We start from the raw sequence: 18,903 nt of genomic DNA on the forward strand, positions 1-18,903 counted from the left end.
GGCGGCGGGGCCTCCGGCGGCACCGGAGTCATCCGGGTGGGCGGCAGCGCGCTGCCGCCGTGCATGAGCGCGGTCGGCGCGTCCGCGCCGCCCGGGAGGTCCTCCGGGCCGTCGGCCGACGGCGGCGCGAACACCGTCTGCGGCAGCGGCACCGAACGGTCGTCCCCGGCCTGGGCCGTGGTGTCGGTGCCCTCCCACGGCGTGGCCTCGGCGGGAGCGGGCGCCGGCGTGGCGGGCGCGGCGGGTGCGGCGGGCGGCGGCGTGGCGTCACGGCCCCGGCCGCCGGCGTCCCGCTGGTCCGGGATGCCCATCCGGTCGGCCGCGTCCTGGAGCCACTGCGGCGGGCTGAGCAGGAACGACGTCTGGTTGAGGTCGACCCGCTCGGACGCCGGGGCCTGCGGCGCGGGCACGGCGTCCTGGCGGCCGTACAGCTCCTCGTAGCGCCGGATCACCTCGCCCACCGCCAGCCCGGGCCACAGCGTGGCCTCGCCGCTGTCGCGGGCGATCACCAGCCGTTGCGTGCCGCCGTCGGAACGCGGGCCGTCGGCCCGGTCCTCGGCCCACACCACGAAGCCCAGCTCGAACTCGCGTACCCGCACCTCACGGTGCCGGTACGCGGGCGCGTCGCCGTTGATCCATTCCTCGCCGCGCTCCTGCGCCTGCGCGAAGGTCACCATCGGCCGTTCACTCCCCTGTCCGGCCCGACACCGGCACCGCGCGCGCGAAACCGCCGTCCACCATCAGATTCGCCACCGTCTCCAGCTCGGGCGGGCTGCCCGCGAGCCGGCCGAGGAACGCGTCGAAGTCCTCGCCGCAGGGCAGCAGCAGCCGCTCCACCCGCTCGGCGGGGGACCACGACGGGTCCACGTCGCGCACGTCGTCGTAGGCGCAGAACCACACCGAGCCGCGCCTCTCGCCCCTGACCTTCACCGCGAGGATGCCGCCCTGCAGGAACGCCACCCCCAGGTAGTCCTTGGTGAGGTGGTCGCGCAGGCACTTGTTGACGTACACCAGGTCGTTGACCGCCGCCTCGTCCCGCACGGTGAGGAACGGCTGGTCGACCAGCAGGCCCAGCTCCGCGTCGAGCGCGGTGCCCACCGGGGCGCAGCCGCCGGCCGCCTTCAGGAAGGTGCGGTAGGCGCCCGGCAGCTGGTACCCGAGCTCCTCCTCCACGGCCTGCACCTGCTGCTCGGTCACCGCGACGGAGGTCTTCGGCAGCCGGAAGTGGGCGGGCCGGGTGTCCTGCAGCGGGCGGGTGCCGCGCTTGCCGTGGTCCACGGCCGAGGTGGAGATGCCGCCGTGGTGCCGCAGCAGCGCCTTGACCTCGACCGGGACCAGCTCCAGGCGCCGCGTGCGCGGCACGTGGTGCCAGGTCCAGCCGTGCGGGGTGGCCACCGGCGGGATCGTGTCCCACAGCGGGTGCCCGGTCGCGGCCAGCGCGGAGTTGGCGGAGACGTGGTCCGTCAGCCGCAGCTCGTCGACGCCGAATCCCTCCGGCGGGTCCGCGATCTCCGCGGCCGCGCGGGCGTAGGGGGAGAAGTCCGGGTAACCGTGTTCGTCGACCCTCACGCCGGCCGGGTGCCGGGCGGCGCGGACCGGGTCGGGGAAGTGCACGACCTGTCCCGCGTACGCGGCGTTCGGCGGCGCGGGTCGTCCTCCGGTCCCGTGGCCGGGAGAGACCCCCAGCCCGAGCCCACCTGTCGTCATGGCGGTTGCCCCCTGCGGCGTTCCGGCGGCCGGTGAAGCCGCTCTCTCCCATACTGTCGACCGCCGCGTGGGTGGCGGTTCCCGACAGACTATGCGGTGCCGCCCACGGCGGTCATCGCACGTCCGGATGTGTGATCCCGCGTCAACCCTCCGTGGTCGCCGCGCCCCGCGTCGGGCGTGTCACGGGCCCTGGCTTCCTTGTCGGCCGCCGGGTTTGGCACTCTAAGGCCACCGAAGGGATGCTCGGGAGGTGAGACGATCATGAAGGCCGCACAGACCACGAGGACGGAACCGCCGTCCGGTCCGTCGCAGGACCCCCGGGTGGGCTGGAGCAGCGCGGACGACACCGCGGCCCCGGCGCTCCTGCACCGGCGTGACGGGATACTCCCGACGGTGGCGGCCGCGCTGTCCGTGCGCGGCACCACGCTCACGGGCACGGCCGCCCGGGGCGACCAGAGGCCCGTGCTGCATCCGCTGGTGCAGGACTTCCTCGACACCCTCACCAGTGACCAGCGCGACCGGTTCACCGGCCGGTGCGCCGAGACGCTGCTGATCTCGCGGCACCTCACCGCCGCGGACGCGGCGCGCACCAAACGGGCCGCGCGCCGCCCCATGACCAACAGCGAGGCGCGCAAGGCCCTCAAGCAGGCCAAGCTGACCGCACGCCGCATCCGGGAGGACGGCGATCCGCTGCACGGCAGCTTCGCCGCGCCCTGCCGGGCCTGCGCGGCCCTCACCGCCCACTTCGGGGTGCGGGTGGTCGACCCGGGCGCCGAGGGCTGAACCGCGCCGCCGCCGTCCGCCGCCCCTCGCCCCCTCCCGTCCCAAGGACTCCAGGTTCCCGATGCAAGCCGAGCGAACTTCCTCGACCCGTTTCGCCGTCCACGTCGACGCCGCGCTGCGCGCGGCGGGCTGGGAGCCGGGACGCTGGGACATCCGGCAGGCCGAGGTGTGGGCCGACGCCCTCCGCGAGCACGTCTCGCCGGCCGGGCACACCCACGCGGTGCACACCGCGGCGGTGGAGGTGTGGGCGGAGTTCGGCGGCCTGCGGGTGGCGCCGTCCGGACCGGGGCGGCAGGTGGCGCCCGCGGAGCTCGACATGGACCCCATGCACGGGCTGCACATGGCCCGCACCCTCGGCGACCTCGGACGGGCGCTGGGGACCGAGCTGTGCCCGGTCGGCGCGGAGCCCGGCAGCGGCGCCCTCCTCGCCGTGGACGCGCTGGGCCGCGTCTACGCCCTCGACCACGCCGGTGACTGGTTCCTCGGCCCCGGCATCGACCAGGCCCTCACCACCCTCGTCACCGGCACCGCCCCCGTCCGCCTCACCACCGCGGGCCTCCCCGCCCAGCGCCCCGCCGCCGTGCGGGGCTGACCGCGCGCGGCGGTCCGCCCCCGGCGGAACCCGGGCACTCCGGGAAGGGGGACGGGGAAGAGGGGACGCGGCGGCGCCGGGGCGGGGCCGCGGTGTCGCGGAGGCCGCGCCGTCCCCCGTCCGCGACGTACGCTGGAACCCCCGGTCCGCCCCGCGTACCGGGCGCTTCGCGTGAAACGAAACCCCGCTGGACGGAAAGGCCTCCATGAGCCTGCACGGTCTGCTCGACGCCGTCGTCAAGGACGCCGCACTCGCCGAGGCGGTACGCGCCGCCACCGAGGGCCACCGCACCCACGTCGACCTGGTCGGCCCTCCCGCCGCCCGCCCCTTCACGGTGGCCGCCCTGGCCAGGGACGCCGGCCGCACCGTCCTCGCGGTGACCGCGACCGGCCGCGAGGCCGAGGACCTCGCCGCCGCGCTCCGCTCGCTCCTCGACCCGGACGCCGTCGTGGAGTACCCGTCCTGGGAGACCCTCCCGCACGAGCGGCTGTCCCCCCGCAGCGACACCGTCGGCCGCCGTCTCGCCGTGCTGCGCCGCCTCGCCCACCCCAGCGCCGACGACCCCGGCACGGGCCCCGTCCAGGTGGTCGTCGCCCCGGTCCGCTCGGTCCTCCAGCCGCAGGTCAAGGGGCTGGGCGACCTGGAGCCGGTGTCCCTGCGCACGGGGCAGCAGGCCGACCTGGAGGACGTGGTGACGGCGCTGGCCGCCGCCGCGTACACCCGTGTGGAACTGGTGGAGAACCGCGGCGAGTTCGCCGTCCGCGGCGGCATCCTCGACGTCTTCCCGCCGACCGAGGAGCACCCGCTCCGCGTCGAGTTCTGGGGCGACGACGTCGAGGAGATCCGCTACTTCAAGGTGGCCGACCAGCGGTCGCTGGAGGTCGCCGGGCACGGCCTGTGGGCGCCTCCCTGCCGTGAGCTGCTGCTGACCGACGAGGTGCGCCGCCGCGCCGCCGAGCTGGCCGGGGAACACCCGGAGCTGGGCGAACTGCTCGGGAAGATCGCCGAGGGCATCGCCGTCGAGGGCATGGAGTCCCTGGCCCCCGTCCTCGTCGACGACATGGAACTCCTCCTCGACGTGCTGCCCGAGGGCTCGATGACGGTCGTCTGCGACCCGGAGCGGGTCCGCACCCGGGCGACGGACCTGGTGGCGACCTCCCAGGAGTTCCTGCAGGCGTCCTGGGCGGCGACGGCCGGCGGCGGCGAGGCCCCGATCGACGTCGGCGCGGCCTCCCTGTGGTCGATGGCGGACGTCCGCGACCGCGCCCGTGAGCTGGACATGCTCTGGTGGTCGGTCTCCCCGTTCGCGGCCGACGAGATCACCGACGAGTTCTCCGGCGGCGACACCCTCAAGCTCGGCATGCGCGCCCCCGACACCTACCGCGGCGACACGGCGCGGGCGCTCGCCGACACCAAGGGCTGGGTGTCCGACGGCTGGCGCGTCGCCTTCCTGACCGAGGGCCACGGCCCGGCGGCCCGGATCACCGAGGTGCTCGGCGGGGAGGGCGTCCCGGCCCGCCTGGACAAGGACCTCACCGAGCTCACGCCGTCCCTGGTGCACGTCTCGTGCGGCAGCCTCGAGTACGGCTTCGTGGACGCGGGCCTGAAGCTGGCCGTGCTCACCGAGACCGACCTGTCCGGTCAGCGCACCGCCACCAAGGACGGCGCGCGGATGCCGGCCCGCCGCCGCAAGGCCATCGACCCGCTCACCCTGGAGCCGGGCGACCACATCGTCCACGAGCAGCACGGCGTGGGCCGCTACCTGGAGATGGTGCAGCGCACCGTGCAGGGCGCCACCCGCGAGTACCTGGTGGTGGAGTACGCGCCGGCCAAGCGGGGTCAGCCCGGCGACCGGCTGTACATCCCCACCGACCAGCTGGAGCAGATCACCAAGTACGTCGGCGGGGAGGCGCCCACCCTGCACCGCCTGGGCGGCGCGGACTGGACGAAGACCAAGGCGCGGGCGAAGAAGGCGGTCAAGGAGATCGCCGCCGACCTGATCAGGCTGTACAGCGCCCGGATGGCGGCGCCCGGCCACACCTTCGGCCCGGACACCCCGTGGCAGCGCGAGCTGGAGGACGCCTTCCCGTACGCGGAGACCCCGGACCAGCTCACCACCATCGCCGAGGTGAAGGCCGACATGGAGAAGTCGGTCCCGATGGACCGCCTGATCTGCGGCGACGTCGGCTACGGCAAGACCGAGATCGCGGTCCGCGCCGCCTTCAAGGCGGTCCAGGACGGCAAGCAGGTCGCCGTGCTCGTCCCCACCACGCTGCTGGTGCAGCAGCACTTCGGCACCTTCAGCGAGCGGTACGCGCAGTTCCCGGTGAAGGTGAGGGCGCTGTCGAGGTTCCAGTCGGAGTCCGAGGCGAAGGCGACCCTGGAGGGGCTGCGGGACGGCTCGGTGGACGTCGTCATCGGCACCCACCGGCTGTTCTCGTCGGAGACCAGGTTCAAGGACCTGGGCCTGGTCGTCGTCGACGAGGAGCAGCGGTTCGGCGTCGAGCACAAGGAGCAGCTGAAGAAGCTGCGCGCCAACGTGGACGTCCTCACCATGTCCGCCACGCCCATCCCGCGCACCCTGGAGATGGCGGTCACCGGCATCCGCGAGATGTCGACGATCACCACCCCGCCGGAGGAGCGCCACCCGGTGCTCACCTTCGTCGGCCCGTACGACGAGCGGCAGATCGGCGCGGCGATCCGGCGCGAACTGCTGCGCGAGGGCCAGGTGTTCTACATCCACAACCGGGTGGAGTCGATCGACCGGGCGGCGGCGCGGCTGCGGGAGATCGTGCCCGAGGCGCGGATCGCGACGGCGCACGGCCAGATGTCGGAGCAGGCGCTGGAGCAGGTCGTCGTCGACTTCTGGGAGAAGCGGTTCGACGTACTGGTCTCCACGACGATCGTGGAGTCCGGCATCGACATCGCCAACGCCAACACGCTGATCGTGGAGCGCGGCGACAACTTCGGCCTCTCCCAGCTGCACCAGCTGCGCGGCCGGGTCGGCCGTGGCCGGGAGCGGGGCTACGCGTACTTCCTGTACCCGCCGGAGAAGCCGCTGACGGAGACCGCGCACGAGCGGCTGGCGACCATCGCCCAGCACACCGACCTGGGCGCGGGCATGTACGTGGCGATGAAGGACCTGGAGATCCGCGGCGCGGGCAACCTGCTCGGCGGCGAGCAGTCCGGCCACATCGCGGGCGTCGGCTTCGACCTGTACGTGCGGATGGTCGGCGAGGCGGTCGCCGAGTACCGGGCCTCGCTGGAGGGCGGTGTGGAGGAGGCGCCGCCGCTGGAGGTGAAGATCGAGCTGCCGGTGGACGCGCACGTCCCGCACGACTACGCGCCGGGCGAGCGGCTGCGGCTGCAGGCGTACCGCTCGATCGCCTCCGCCAACTCCGAGGAGGACATCGCCGCGGTCCGCGAGGAGCTGGTGGACCGGTACGGCAAGCTGCCGGAGCCGGTGGAGAACCTGCTGCTGGTGGCCGGGCTGCGGATGCTGGCCCGCTCCTGCGGGGTGGGCGAGATCGTGCTGCAGGGCAACAACATCCGCTTCGCTCCGGTGGACCTGCGGGAGTCGCAGGAGCTGCGGCTCAAGCGGGTGTACCCGGGGACGGTCGTCAAGGCGACGGCGCAGCAGGTGCTGGTGCCGCGGCCCAAGACCGCCAAGATCGGCGGCAAGCCGCTGACCGGGCGGGAACTGCTGTCCTGGACGGGCGAGTTCCTGACCACGGTGCTGTCCTAGGCCCTGTCCGGCGGGGCCGGGCGGACCGAGGGGCGGGAGGCGACGGCGCCTTCCGCCCCTCACGCGTCGTCACCGCGGGCGTCAACGCGGGCGTCACCACGGGCGTCGCCGGGGGCGCGCCGGGCACGGGCCGGCGCCGACCCGTGCGGGTGACACCCGGAATGCCCGGTGCCACCGGGGGCATGTTCGCATGGGTTCCTGCAGTTCCGACACGACCGGAGGTAGTGAACTATGCGCGATGCAAGGCCGGCCGGCGACCGCCGCCGCGCCCTCGGTGCCCTCTCCGCCCTCGCCGCGGCGGTGGTGCTGGCCTCCGGGTGCGAGGCGACCGGCAGCCTCACCGACAACTCGCCGTCCGAAGGCGCCGGTTCACCGACCGGGGCGGCGGACGCCGGGCGCGCCGTCAGCCCGCTCGACAACCCCGACGGCACCGAACCGGGCCTCGCGGCGGTGTCCTCGGACGCCGACCGCGCCGAGGCCCGCCGGCTGATCGGGAAGGTGGCCGTGAAGGGCCGCGGCCCCAGGACGGGCTACGACCGGGACGAGTTCGGCGAGGCGTGGCTGGACACCGCCGACGTGCCGTTCTCCCGCAACGGCTGCGACACCCGCAACGACCTGCTCCGCAGGGACGGCGAGGAGCTGGAGTTCCGCTCCGGGTCGGACTGCGTGGTGGTGGCGATGACCCTCGCCGATCCCTACACCGGCAAGGAGATCGACTGGGTCAAGGCGGACGCCGCCGAGGTGCAGATCGACCACGTGATGGCGCTCTCCTACAACTGGCAGATGGGCGCCTCGCGGTGGTCCCGGGACAAGCGGGAGGCCATCGCCAACGACCCGCTCAACCTGTTGCCGGTGGACGGCCCCACCAACTCGGCCAAGGGCGACTCCGGCCCGGCGGCGTGGGTGCCGCCGGACAAGCGGATCCGCTGCGCCTACGCGGTCCGCTTCGCCCAGGTGTCCCTGAAGTACGAGCTCCCGGTCACCGAGGCGGACAAGGCGGCCATGCTCCGCCAGTGCGGAGGCTGACGGCGGGCCGGACGGCCCTCCCCCGGGCGCCGCGGACGCGGCGAGGGGCCGCCCGGTGATCGGGCGGCCCCTCGGCGTGCGTGGTGCGGTGGGTGGTGCGGTGCGTCAGAGCTTGACGTCCCAGAAGACCGACTCGTAGTCGAAGCTCGGGGAGACCTCGAGGACCAGGTTCTTGGTGCCCTTGGGCACCGAGAAGCCGAAGGTCTGCGTGGTCTTCTTGCCGGCGGTGACGGAGCCCTCGAACATGCCCAGGCTGTCGGCGTCGATGATGGACTCGGCGGGGGTGCCCTCCTCGCCGGCGGTGGCCTCGACGGTGCCCAGGGCCAGGTCGACGGTCGCGTCGCTGCCGTTCTCGATCTGGACCGTGACCTCGTAGGCGTCGTTGCCGGCCTCGTGGCCGACCGCGAACTCGTCCGGGGTGTACTTCTTGACCTCGGTGACGGTGGCGACGAGGCCGTCGTCGAACTCCATGCCGTCGCCCAGCTTGAGCAGCTCGCCGTCCTTGGGAGCCTCACCGCCGGCGCCCGGGTCCTTCGGGGCGGTCGCGGCGAGGTCCTTCTCGAGCTTGTCGAGCTCGTCGACGGCCTTGTCCACGAGGAAGACGGTGAAGATCACCATGGCGATGGTGATCACCATGGAGACGACGCCGAGGATCAGGCCGGTGAGGGCCACGCCCTTGTTGGTGGCCTCGCCCTTCTTCACCTTGCCCAGGCCGATGATGCCGAAGATCAGCGCCAGAAGGCCGAGGAGACCGCCCACGTAGAAGAACGCGAGCACGACGCCGATGATGCCGAGAACCAGCGCGGCGGTGCCGAGACCGTTCTTCGGCTGCTGAGGTGCTGCCGGCGGGGCCGGCGCGTAAGGCATCTGCTGGGACATTGAAGCTCCCCCTCCAAGGGTCGTAACTGCCGCACGTTGTCGTGTCCACGTGCAGGCAGGGGCAAGCACATCACGAGCTGTGAACCCGATCAACCAGATTTCGCTCGCCGAGACGGTCTTGTGATGAAAGATGGGACCGTTCTGTGAACGTTCGATCGATGCTTCCGGGTGGCCGGGGAAGGCGAAAGGTAAGGGCTGTGCGCTCACCGACCCCTGGCGGCCCGTCGGGCAGGGGTAATCACAGCAGAGATTGTGAACGCGGTCAACCAGGTTCACAGACGGGCAGTCGTACACGCTGTGAACATCCCGGTCGCGTGGCTATGCTCAGGCACACCGAACGAGGGAGAGGGGCCCCGTGCAGGAGAACGCGACCGAGGTGACGGCGGCCGGGATCGCCCGGCTGGCCGGAGTGGGGCGAGCGGCCGTGAGCAACTGGCGGCGGCGGCACGCGGACTTCCCCAAGCCGGTCGGGGGCACCGAGACCAGCCCCGCCTTCCTCCTCGCGGAGGTCGAGGAGTGGCTCCGCCGCCAGGGCAAGCTCGCCGAGGTCCCGCTGCGCGAACGGGTCTGGCAGCAGGTCGCCGGTCATCCCGACGGCCCGGCCGCCGCGCTCACCCAGGTCGGCTGCGTGCTCCTGCTGGTCCACGAGCGCCCCACCCGCTGGCTGGAGACGGCAGCCGGCTCGGACGAGCGGCTCGCCGCCCTGCTCCCGGCCGACCTCGCCCACGTCCTCGCCGTCCGCCTGGGCACCGCCGCGGCCGTCTCCGGTCCCGCCCCCGGCGACGACGGCGCACCGGGCAGCGCCTCCGGGTCTCACCCCGCGGCCCCGCCCGCCGTCCGCCCGCCCACCGGGCCGGAGCTGCTCCCCTCCGTGCCCCTGCTGCGCGGCGCCGCCGAACTCGCGGCCGAGAACGGCGCGCGCCACACCTACGAGTTCCTGCTGGACCGCTACGTCGACCCCCGCCACCACACCCTCACCCCGCCCGGACTGGCCGACCTCATGGCCGACCTGGCGGGCATGGGCGGCCCCGACCGGCCCGGCTCGCCCCGCGTGGTCCTCGACCCGGCCTGCGGCACCGGCACCCTGCTGCGCGCCGCCGCCCGCACCCACCCCGCCCGGGAACTCCACGGTCAGGACAGCGCCCCCGCCCTCGCCGAACTCACCGCGCTGCGCCTCGCCCTGCACGCCCCCGGCCCGGTGCGCACCGCCGCCGCCGACACCCTGCGGGGCGACGCCTTCCCCGCCCTGCGCGCCGACGCCGTCCTGTGCCACCCGCCGTTCAACGAGCGCAACTGGGGCCACGAGGAACTCGCCTACGACCCGCGCTGGGAGTACGGCTTCCCGGCCCGGACCGAGTCCGAGCTGGCCTGGGTGCAGCACTGCCTGGCCCGGCTGCGCGAGGGCGGCACCGCCGTCCTGCTGATGCCGCCCGCCGCCGCGTCCCGCCGCTCCGGCCGCCGGATCCGCGCGGACCTGCTGCGCCGCGGCGCGCTGCGCGCCGTGATCGCCCTGCCGCCCGGGACCGCGCCCCCGCACAGCCTGCCCCTCCACCTGTGGGTGCTGCGCCGCCCCGGCCGGACGCCCGTGCGCCCGGAGGTGCTGCTGGTCGACACCGCCGGCGCCCCCGCCGCGGCCACGGGCGCCACCGGCCCCGCGGCACGGCCGGGCCCCGACTGCGACGTCGTCCGGGAGATCGCCCTCGACGCCTGGCAGGCGTACGAGCGCACCGGTGTCCTCGCCGAGCGGCCCGGTGCGGCCCGCGTGGTCCCGGTGATCGACCTGCTCGACGACGACGTCGACCTGACCCCCGCCCGGCACCTGCCCCCGCCGGTCACCGCCGAGGGCCCCGAGCAGCTGGTCGCCGTCCGCGAACGGCTGGACGCCACCCTGCGGCTCACCGCCCGGCTCGCCCCCGCGGCCCCGCCGCCCGGCCCGCCCGCCCCCGACGCGTCCGCGACCGGCGGCTCCGGACCGGTCACCACCGTCGGTGAGCTCGTCCGGGGCGGCGCCCTCACCCTGGTCACGGGCGGCACCGGCGGCCGCCGCGGCCTGCCCGTCCTCACCGACCTCGACGTCCTCACCGGCACCGCCCCCTCCCCGGCCGCCCCGGCGGCCGCCTCCCGCGGCGGCAGCGGCGGCGGGGCCGACGCCGACGGGACGGCGGACGACGCGGACGACGACACCGTGGTCACCCGCGCCGGGGACGTCGTGCTGCCCGTGTCCGGCGGCGAACCCGTCGCCCGGGTCGTCGACGAGGCGGCCTCGGGCGCGGTCCTCGGCCGCAACCTGGTGCTGCTGCGCCCCGATCCGCAGACCCTGGACCCCTGGTTCCTCGCCGGCTTCCTGCGCGGCACCGCCAACCACCGCCGCGCCAGCAGCTTCGCCTCCACCGCCACCCGCCTCGACGTCCGCCGCCTGCGGGTGCCCCGGCTGCCGCTGGAGGAGCAGCGCCGCCACGGCGAGCGGTTCCGGGCGCTCGACGAGTTCGAAGGCGCCCTGCGCCAGGTCGCCCAGCTCGGCGAACGCCTGATCCGCGGCTCCTACGACGCCCTCACCGACGGCGCGGTCCCGCCCTCCTGACGCCCCCTCGGCCCCGCCCGCCCCCGCACGCGCGCCCGGACCCCGCCCACCGCTGCGATCCGGCAACGGATCCCGCGCTACGGGGCCGGGCGCGGGGGACCGGCAAGTACCCTGCTCGCAGCCGTCGGTACACACACAGGAGACACCATGCAGGGCCTGGGCCATCACCAGCCGGTCACGCCGCCGCCGCCCACCGGTCTGCTGGTGTTCCTGCGGATCCTCTTCGTCGCCCTCGCCGTCTGCAGCATCGGCCTGCTCCTGTGGGTGCCGATGCTGCGGCTGGCGGTCGTCACCCGCAAGGTGCTCGACTGGGTGCTCTTCGGCCTCTCGTCCGTCCTGCTGGTGGTGTCCTGCGCGCTGCTGCTGTCGGAGCCCGACGACGAGGTCGACACCGCTCCCGAGGTCGCCGGCGTGCTCATGCTGCTGATCACGCTGGTCGCCGTCGTCTCGTACTACCTGACCGCCGAGATCCGGCACTACGACGAGCGGCGCCGCCGCGCCGGAACGGCGTTCGCCGGACACGGCCACCCGGGCCACGGCCGCACCGGCACGGCCGGCACCGGGTACGGCTACCCGCACGCGGGCGGCCCGTACGGCTTCCCGCAGCAGCCCGGCACCTGGTCCGGCGGCGGGCACACGCCGGCCCCGCACACCGCCGGGCCGCACACCGCCGGGCCGCACACCGCCGGGCCGAACACCCCGGTCACCACGCCCCCGCGCGCCGTGACGCCCACGCCGCCCGTCACGCCCCCCGTGACGCCCGCCCCCGGCGGCGGCCGCATCGACCAGGTGCGCGCGGAACTCGACGAGCTCAGCGACTACCTGCGCAAGCAGGACGGCGGCCCGCAGGACGCCAGGTGACCACCACCACCGGCCGCGTCGTCGCCGGGCGCTACGAACTGTCCACGCTGATAGGCCAGGGCGGCATGGGCCAGGTGTGGACCGCCTACGACCGCCGCCTCGACCGCCGCGTCGCCGTCAAGCTGCTGCGCCCCGACCGGGTGGCCGGCGCGGAGGCCGAGGAACTGCGCCGCCGCTTCCTGCGCGAGTGCCGGGTCACCGCCCAGGTCGACCACCCCGGCCTGGTCACCGTCCACGACGCGGGCAGCGAGCGGGACGACCTCTTCCTGGTCATGCAGTACGTCGACGGCGCGGACCTCGCCGACCACCTCGCCGAGCACGACCCGTACCCCTGGCACTGGGCGGCGGCCGTCGCCGCCCAGCTGTGCGCGGTGCTCAGCGCGGTGCACGCGGTGCCGATCGTCCACCGCGACCTCAAGCCGCGGAACGTCATGGTCAAGCAGGACGGCACGGTGACCGTGCTCGACCTCGGCGTCGCCTCCGTGATGGACAGCGACACCACCCGCCTCACCCACACCGGCTCGCCCATCGGCTCGCCCGCCTACATGGCGCCCGAGCAGGCCATGGGCGGCGCCGTCGGCCCCTACACCGACCTCTACGCCCTCGGCGTGGTGCTGCACGAACTGCTCTCCGGCGAGGTCCCGTTCGCCGGGACCACCGCGCTCGGCGTGCTCCACCGCCACCTGTACGAGCCCCCGCTGCCGGTCCGCCGGCTGCGCCCCGAGGTGCCCGAGGCGCTGGAACGCCTGGTGCTGCGGCTGCTGGAGAAGGACCCCCAGGCCCGCCCGTCCTCCGCCCAGGAGGTCTACGAGGCGCTGCTGCCCCTGCTGCCCGGCCGCGGGCTCCCCAGCGGCGCGCCCCTCGACCCCACCCGTCCCTTCCTGCGCCCGCACGCCCCCTGGCCGGACCGCGCCCGCACCCCCGCCCCGCGGTCCTCCGCCCCGCCGCCGCCCGTCACCGGCCCGGCCGCCCCCGGGGCGTCGAAGCCCGCCGTGGCCGACGCCGTCGACGAGGTCAAGCGCCTGCTCGGCGACGGCCGGATCACCCAGGCCGTGGACCTCCTCGGCGCGATCCTCCCGGACGCCGCCGCCCAGCACGGCGAGCGCTCCCCGGTGGTGCGCACCCTGCGCAAGCTGTACGCCGCCACCCTGATGGACGACGGCCAGTACCGCCGCGCCCTGCCCGAGCTGCGCCGTCTCGCCGAGGAGCGCGCCGCCGAGGCGGGCCACGACGACCCGCAGTCCCTCGGCTTCCGCTTCGACGCGGCCCTGTGCCTGGAGCAGCTCGGCGAGGCCACCGCCGCCCTCGCCGAGTACCGCGCGCTGCTGCCGGCCTACGAGAACCCGTACGCGGGCGGCGACCCGTCCCGGGCCCACGACCTCCGCCGCCGCATCGGCCACCTCCTGCTCGCCCTCGGCGACCGCCAGGCCGCCCACGACACCCTCGCCCGCCTGGCCCTCGACGTGGAGCGCCTCCACGGCCCCGCCCACCCGCTGGCCGGCGAACTCCGCCGCACCCTCCAGTGGCTGGGGCAGATGGGCGGCTGACCGGCCGTGCCGCCCGGCTCCGGGCGGCTCGGGAGGCACGGGAGGCTCAGGCGGTGAGCCCGCGCGGCGGGCCCCCGGCAGGGCACTCCTCGGCGGCCGCGTCGACGGCGTGGCCGTCGACGTCGCCCAGGTGGAAGCAGCCGCCGTTGGCCCACACCGTGACCGCGTCGGACCGGTGCAGGACCTCGAACGGCTCGCCCGCACGCCTCGTGCCCGGCCAGGAGCCGTGCGCCGCGGGCGAGTGGGTCACCACGACCCAGGTCCGGCCCGGCGGCAGCGCGTGGCACGCCCCCCAGGGCTCCACGACCAGCTCCAGCGGCTCCTCGCCGTCGTTGCCGACCAGCAGCCGCGCCGTCGCCCCTTCGAACACGCCCGGACCCATGTCCCTCCTCCGGTGGGAGAACCCGAGCCCCGATGGTGCCCCGGCGCGGCACCGCCGCGCCACCGGCCCCGTCCCTCCCGCGGACGCCGCGGACGCCGCGGACGCCGCGGACGCCGCGGTCACCGCCCCGCGGCCGGACGACGTTTCGGCGGGGCTTCCCGATCGTTGGCACGACGTTGGCGCCGAGGGCTGGTTCACAGCGCCGGTGCTGCCTACCATCGATCACCGCAAGACTTTGTGCGCCGAAGCACAAACTCCAACGGGAGGTTTCCTTGCAACGCCGCCGTCGCCGTACCGCGCTCCTCCTCTCCGCCGCTCTCGCGGCGCCACTGCTCACCGCCTGCGGAGCCGACGCGCATCCCGGCGCCGCGGCCGTGGTGGGCGGGGAGCGGATCACCCAGGCCCAGGTCGAGGAGCGGGTGCGCGAGGTGCGCGACGCGCAGCGCGCCGTCGTCACCGAGGACGAGCAGTACCGGCAGGTCGTCGCCCAGACGGGGACGCTGGCCCGGTTCACCGTGCAGGGCATGGTCATCGACCGGGTGCTGCACCACGCCGCGGACGACGCCGGCGTCGAGGTCACGCCCAAGGAGGTCCAGGACCTGCGGACCAGCCTGGAGCAGCAGCTCGGCGGACGCCAGGGCCTGGAGAACACCTGGCTCCAGCAGTACGGCGTCGCCCCCGAGCGGCTGGAGGAGAACCTCCGCCTCCAGGTCGCGGCGAGCGAGCTGGCCCGGCGGCTGGGCGCCGAGACCGACAGCCCCGAGTTCACCCGGGCGCTGGCCGCGTCGTCCAAGGAGCTCGGCATCGAGATCAACCCGCGCTACGGCACCTGGGACGTGGAGAAGAGCGCGCGGGCGGACCTGAAGTCCCCGTGGGTGCGGGACGTCGAGGCCTGACCCGGCCGCCCCCGGCCGGGGGCGGGGCACCGTTGCGTTACGTTCGAAGGGTGAACGCCAACAGCCCCGAGGACACCCCCGGCCGCGTCGTCCTGCTCACCACCAGCCACCGGGTCGCCCCCGGACTGCTGTCCTGGCCCGCCTGGCGCGTGCTGCGCGAGGCGGACCGGGTGCTCTGCGCGGACGGCACGCACCCGCAGCTGCCGTACCTGCTGGAGGCGGGGGTGACGGTGGAGGAGGCCTCCCTCTCCGCGGAGGAGCTGGTCGACGCGGCGGCCGGCGGGCGCACCGTGGTGGTGGTCGCCGGCGGTGAGGGCGAGCCCGCGCTGACCGACGGCCTGGCCCGGCTGGCCGGCTCCGGCCGCGTCCGGATGCCCGACCTGGAGCTGCTGCCCGCCTCCTACGACCTGCCGGGCGCCCGGCTGCTGGACCTGGTCCAGGTGATGGACCGGGTCCGCGCCGACTGCCCGTGGACCTCCCGGCAGACCCACGAGGGCCTGGCCAAGTACGCGCTGGAGGAGGCGTACGAGCTGGTCGAGGCGATCGAGACGGGCAACCGCGAGGAGCTGCGGGAGGAACTCGGGGACGTGCTGCTCCAGGTCGTCTTCCACGCGCGGATGGCGGAGGAGGACGAGGAGGAGCCGTTCTCGGTGGACGACGTGGCGGGCGGTCTGGTCGCCAAGCTGATCCACCGGCACCCGCACGTCTTCGGCGAGGAGTCGGCGGCGACGCCGGAGGAGGTCGAGGAGCACTGGCTGCGGACCAAGGCGGTCGAGAAGCAGCGGTCCTCGGTCACCGAGGGGGTGCCGCTGGGGCAGCCGGCCCTCGCGCTCGCCGCCAAGCTGGCCTCCCGGGCCCGCAAGGCGGGACTGGAGGCGCCGCTGCCCGCCGGTGAGGGCGTGGGGTACGAGCTGCTGGCCCTCGCGGTCCGCGCGGAGGAGGCGGGCGTCGACCCGGAGTCGGCGCTGCGCGCCGCGGCCCGCGCGTACCGCGACGCGATCCACGCAGCGGAACGCTGACCCTCCCCTCCACGGCCCCGCACACCGCTCCCGCCCTCCCCGCACCACCAGCCGCCTCCCCGTGCGGGGTCCTGCGGCGCCGGCTGCCGCCCCCGCCCCGCGCGGGGCGGGAGGAGGGCCCCGCGGCCGCGCCGCGTACCGTCGTGGGGTGACCGAGCAGCACCCGACGCCGCCCCCCGCCCCGGAACTCTTCACCTGGGAGTTCGCGACCGACCCGTACCCCGCGTACGCCTGGCTCCGCGAGCACGCCCCCGTGCACCGCACCCGCCTGCCCAGCGGCGTGGAGGCCTGGCTGGTCACCCGGTACGCCGACGCGCGGCAGACCCTCGCCGACCCGCGGCTGTCGAAGAACCCGGCGCACCACGACGAGCCCGCGCACGCCCGGAACAAGACCGGCATCCCGGGCGAGCGCAAGGCGGACCTGATGACGCACCTGCTGAACATCGACCCGCCGGACCACACCCGGCTGCGCCGCCTGGTCGCCAAGGCGTTCACCCCGCGCCGCGTCGCGGAGTTCGCGCCCCGCGTGCAGGAGCTCACCGACACCCTGATCGACGGCTTCGCCGCGCGCGGCAGCGCGGACCTGATCCACGAGTTCGCGTTCCCGCTGCCCATCTACGCCATCTGCGACCTGCTCGGCGTCCCCCGCGAGGACCAGGACGACTTCCGGGACTGGGCGGGCATGATGATCCGCCACGGCGGCGGCCCCCGGGGCGGCGTGGCCCGGTCGGTGAAGAAGATGCGCGGCTACCTCGCCGACCTGATCCACCGCAAGCGCGAGGCCCTGCCCGCGGAGCCCACGCCCGGCGAGGACCTGATCTCCGGACTGATCCGCGCCTCGGACGAGGGGGAGCACCTCACCGAGAACGAGGCCGCCGCCATGGCGTTCATCCTTCTCTTCGCCGGTTTCGAGACGACGGTCAACCTGATCGGCAACGGCGCCTACGCCCTGCTCACCCACCCCGCCGAGCGCGACCGGCTGCAGCGCTCGCTGGCCGGGGGCGACCACGCCCTGCTGGAGACGGGCATCGAGGAACTGCTCCGCTTCGACGGCCCGGTGGAGCTGGCCACCTGGCGGTTCGCCACCGAGCCGCTGACCATCGGCGGGCAGCGGATCGCGGCCGGCGACCCCGTCCTGGTGGTGCTGGCCGCGGCGGACCGGGACCCCGAGCGGTTCGCGGAGCCGGACACCCTCGACCTGTCCCGCCGCGACAACCAGCACCTGGGCTACGGGCACGGCATCCACTACTGTCTCGGCGCCCCCCTCGCCCGTCTCGAGGGCCGGACAGCCCTCGCGACCTTGCTCACCCGCCTCCCGGACCTCCAACTGGATGCCGCGCCGGAGGAGTTGCGGTGGCGCGGCGGGCTCATCATGCGCGGCCTGCGGACTCTTCCGGTCGCGTTCACTCCCGAGCCGGGACGAAGCGGAAGCAATGGCCCGACCGTTCTGTGATGTTCGCGTGTTCCTCACGACACCGAGTTGTGATCGAGGATGATCAGCGGCTACGTTCCCGCAGAGACGCGTCGACCCCCCCGGCGGGATGCCGGGCCGGGTCCGCGCGGGCATCGCAGTCGACGAAAGGCATCCGCATGCTCTCCGGAAACGGTCGTCACCGTCGTCCCCGTCAGGCCCCGGCGGTCGTCGTCGCGGCCGGCGTGACCGGGTCCGCACTCGCCCTGCCGCTGTTCGCGGCCACCGGCGCGAGCGCGGCCGAGGGGACGACCTGGGACCGGGTGGCCGAGTGCGAGAGCGGAGGCGCCTGGAGCGCCGACACCGGCAACGGCTTCTACGGCGGCCTCCAGCTCAGCCAGGAGCAGTGGGAGGGGAACGGCGGCCTGTCCTACGCCTCCAACCCGGCCGAGGCCAGCCGTTCGCAGCAGATCGCGGTGGCCGAGCGCATCCTCGCCGAGCAGGGCGCCACCCCGTGGCTGGCCTGCGGTGCCATGAACGGCCTGCGCGAGGACGCCCCGGCCGCCCGGGTGGACACCGGCGTGGACGCCCCGCGGACCGGTGAGGTGACCGGCCCCGGCGCCTACGACGGGTCCGCGTCCGGCTGGGGCGTCGGCGGCGACCGCGCCGGCCGCGAAGACGCGGGCAACGGCGGCACGGCGGACGAGGCGGATGGCAAGGGCGACGCCGGCGTTTCCGGCGGACGGGCCGGATCCGACGAAAGGGCCGACCGCTCCTCGGGTCACGCCCTCTTCCCCGGAGCCGAGTTCTCCCCCGTGGACGACGGCGGGATCGTCGCGGACCTCGGGCAGGACCTGGGGCTGGTGGACACCGGCACCGGCAGTCCGGTGATCCCGGACCTGCCCGAACTGGGCGGCGGCTCCGGCGACCAGGGCGGCCACGGCGGCGACGGGACCACCGACGGCGGCACGGACACCGGGAAGGACGACGGCAAGGGCGGCGACCAGGACGAGAAGGACGGCGCCGGCCAGGCCGACGAGAAGGACCCGCTCCTCGGCGGCGACGGCGACCCGCTCCTCGGGGACGGCGACGACCCGCTCTTCGAGGACGGAGCCCCGATCTTCGGCGGCGGCTCCGCCGCGGAGGAGGAGGACGAGGAGGCCGCGTCCGGCTCCGGCCGCCACCGCGGCCCCAGCGCCGAGGAGACCACGACGGAGGCCTCGAGCGGCTCCTCGGGCCGCCACGCCGCCCCCGCGGGCGCCTACGTCGTGCGGGCCGGCGACAGCCTGGTCTCGATCGCCCAATCGCAGGACGTGGAGGGCGGCTGGCGTGCCCTGTACGAGGCGAACGAGGACCTGATCGGGAAGAACCCGGACCGTCTCGTCCTGGGGACGGCCCTCGTCCTCCCCAGCAGCTAAGAGAAGGTCAGGCAGGGTGAAAGCCGGGCAAAGTCGGGGGAGTTACCCACCCTTTC

At 75.0% G+C, this 18,903-nt stretch carries 14 protein-coding genes and 1 pseudogene; 11 read left to right on the top strand and 4 right to left on the bottom strand.

Features of this window, described 5'->3' with window-relative positions; genetic code table 11:
- Both A2U95_RS12590 and A2U95_RS12595 read right to left on the bottom strand, forming a co-directional pair.
- Positions 1–677, bottom strand: a pseudogene (locus A2U95_RS12590) (SUKH-4 family immunity protein); the annotation flags it as partial.
- 7 nt (positions 678–684) lie between these two features.
- Entirely contained in the window at positions 685–1,707 is a 1,023-nt protein-coding gene (locus A2U95_RS12595) for an SMI1/KNR4 family protein (protein ID WP_166022210.1), read from the bottom strand.
- Between the two features lie 261 nt (positions 1,708–1,968).
- On the opposite strand from A2U95_RS12595, the gene A2U95_RS12600 reads away from it, so the two are divergent.
- The 4 genes from A2U95_RS12600 to A2U95_RS12615 all read left to right on the top strand — a co-directional run bounded on the left by A2U95_RS12600 (position 1,969) and on the right by A2U95_RS12615 (position 7,853).
- Entirely contained in the window at positions 1,969–2,490 is a 522-nt protein-coding gene (locus A2U95_RS12600) for a YwqJ-related putative deaminase (RefSeq protein WP_166022211.1), read from the top strand.
- Positions 2,491–2,551: 61 nt separating this feature from the next.
- Positions 2,552–3,082 carry an SUKH-3 domain-containing protein gene (locus A2U95_RS12605; RefSeq protein ID WP_166022212.1) on the top strand — a complete coding sequence of 177 codons (531 nt, stop codon included), beginning with the start codon at positions 2,552–2,554 and terminating at the stop codon, positions 3,080–3,082.
- Positions 3,083–3,287: 205 nt separating this feature from the next.
- Positions 3,288–6,827 carry a transcription-repair coupling factor gene (mfd, locus tag A2U95_RS12610; protein WP_166022213.1) on the top strand — a complete coding sequence of 1,180 codons (3,540 nt, stop codon included), beginning with the start codon at positions 3,288–3,290 and terminating at the stop codon, positions 6,825–6,827.
- 231 nt (positions 6,828–7,058) lie between these two features.
- A complete protein-coding gene (locus A2U95_RS12615; protein WP_166022214.1) occupies positions 7,059–7,853 on the top strand; it encodes an HNH endonuclease family protein in 795 nt (264 codons plus the stop codon).
- Between the two features lie 105 nt (positions 7,854–7,958).
- Here the strand turns inward: A2U95_RS12615 and A2U95_RS12620 are convergent, their stop codons facing one another.
- Positions 7,959–8,732 (bottom strand): DUF4190 domain-containing protein, encoded by a 774-nt coding sequence (locus tag A2U95_RS12620; protein WP_166022215.1) that lies wholly within the window; start codon positions 8,730–8,732, stop codon positions 7,959–7,961.
- 355 nt (positions 8,733–9,087) lie between these two features.
- Here A2U95_RS12620 and A2U95_RS12625 point away from each other — a divergent pair, with 355 nt between their 5' ends.
- The 3 genes from A2U95_RS12625 to A2U95_RS12635 all read left to right on the top strand — a co-directional run bounded on the left by A2U95_RS12625 (position 9,088) and on the right by A2U95_RS12635 (position 13,721).
- Positions 9,088–11,313: an N-6 DNA methylase gene (locus tag A2U95_RS12625; protein WP_166022216.1), complete on the top strand. Its 2,226-nt coding sequence runs from the start codon at positions 9,088–9,090 to the stop codon at positions 11,311–11,313.
- Positions 11,314–11,460: 147 nt separating this feature from the next.
- The gene (locus A2U95_RS12630) at positions 11,461–12,174 is read left to right on the top strand and encodes a hypothetical protein (protein ID WP_166022217.1); all 714 of its coding nucleotides are present in this window, start codon (positions 11,461–11,463) and stop codon (positions 12,172–12,174) included.
- Positions 12,175–12,212: 38 nt separating this feature from the next.
- Positions 12,213–13,721: a serine/threonine-protein kinase gene (locus tag A2U95_RS12635; RefSeq protein WP_277350937.1), complete on the top strand. Its 1,509-nt coding sequence runs from the start codon at positions 12,213–12,215 to the stop codon at positions 13,719–13,721.
- Between the two features lie 46 nt (positions 13,722–13,767).
- Here the strand turns inward: A2U95_RS12635 and A2U95_RS12640 are convergent, their stop codons facing one another.
- On the bottom strand, positions 13,768–14,103 hold the full coding sequence (locus A2U95_RS12640; RefSeq protein ID WP_166022219.1) for a hypothetical protein: 336 nt from the start codon (positions 14,101–14,103) through the stop codon (positions 13,768–13,770).
- A 272-nt stretch (positions 14,104–14,375) separates the two neighbouring features.
- Here A2U95_RS12640 and A2U95_RS12645 point away from each other — a divergent pair, with 272 nt between their 5' ends.
- The 4 genes from A2U95_RS12645 to A2U95_RS12660 all read left to right on the top strand — a co-directional run bounded on the left by A2U95_RS12645 (position 14,376) and on the right by A2U95_RS12660 (position 18,847).
- Complete coding sequence (locus tag A2U95_RS12645) at positions 14,376–14,999, top strand: SurA N-terminal domain-containing protein (protein ID WP_240957296.1); 624 nt, start codon at positions 14,376–14,378, stop codon at positions 14,997–14,999.
- Positions 15,000–15,049: 50 nt separating this feature from the next.
- On the top strand, positions 15,050–16,018 hold the full coding sequence (locus A2U95_RS12650) for a nucleoside triphosphate pyrophosphohydrolase (protein WP_166022221.1): 969 nt from the start codon (positions 15,050–15,052) through the stop codon (positions 16,016–16,018).
- Between the two features lie 148 nt (positions 16,019–16,166).
- Positions 16,167–17,471, top strand: a complete 1,305-nt coding sequence (locus A2U95_RS12655; RefSeq protein ID WP_166022222.1) for a cytochrome P450 family protein — start codon at positions 16,167–16,169, stop codon at positions 17,469–17,471.
- A 137-nt stretch (positions 17,472–17,608) separates the two neighbouring features.
- Positions 17,609–18,847: a LysM peptidoglycan-binding domain-containing protein gene (locus A2U95_RS12660; protein WP_166022223.1), complete on the top strand. Its 1,239-nt coding sequence runs from the start codon at positions 17,609–17,611 to the stop codon at positions 18,845–18,847.
- Positions 18,848–18,903: the final 56 nt, after the last annotated feature.

The organism is Streptomyces chilikensis, from assembly GCF_001642695.1.
GTDB classification, from domain to species: domain Bacteria; phylum Actinomycetota; class Actinomycetes; order Streptomycetales; family Streptomycetaceae; genus Streptomyces; species Streptomyces chilikensis.

Coding starts and splice junctions, on each gene's coding strand:
- A2U95_RS12605 (WP_166022212.1), top strand. CDS start 2,552: ATGCAAGCCGAGCGAACTTCCTCGACCCGTTTCGCCGTCCACGTCGAC.
- A2U95_RS12630 (WP_166022217.1), top strand. CDS start 11,461: ATGCAGGGCCTGGGCCATCACCAGCCGGTCACGCCGCCGCCGCCCACC.
- A2U95_RS12615 (WP_166022214.1), top strand. CDS start 7,059: ATGCGCGATGCAAGGCCGGCCGGCGACCGCCGCCGCGCCCTCGGTGCC.
- mfd (WP_166022213.1), top strand. CDS start 3,288: ATGAGCCTGCACGGTCTGCTCGACGCCGTCGTCAAGGACGCCGCACTC.
- A2U95_RS12620 (WP_166022215.1), bottom strand. CDS start 8,732: ATGTCCCAGCAGATGCCTTACGCGCCGGCCCCGCCGGCAGCACCTCAG.
- A2U95_RS12640 (WP_166022219.1), bottom strand. CDS start 14,103: ATGGGTCCGGGCGTGTTCGAAGGGGCGACGGCGCGGCTGCTGGTCGGC.
- A2U95_RS12600 (WP_166022211.1), top strand. CDS start 1,969: ATGAAGGCCGCACAGACCACGAGGACGGAACCGCCGTCCGGTCCGTCG.
- A2U95_RS12595 (WP_166022210.1), bottom strand. CDS start 1,707: ATGACGACAGGTGGGCTCGGGCTGGGGGTCTCTCCCGGCCACGGGACC.
- A2U95_RS12660 (WP_166022223.1), top strand. CDS start 17,609: ATGCTCTCCGGAAACGGTCGTCACCGTCGTCCCCGTCAGGCCCCGGCG.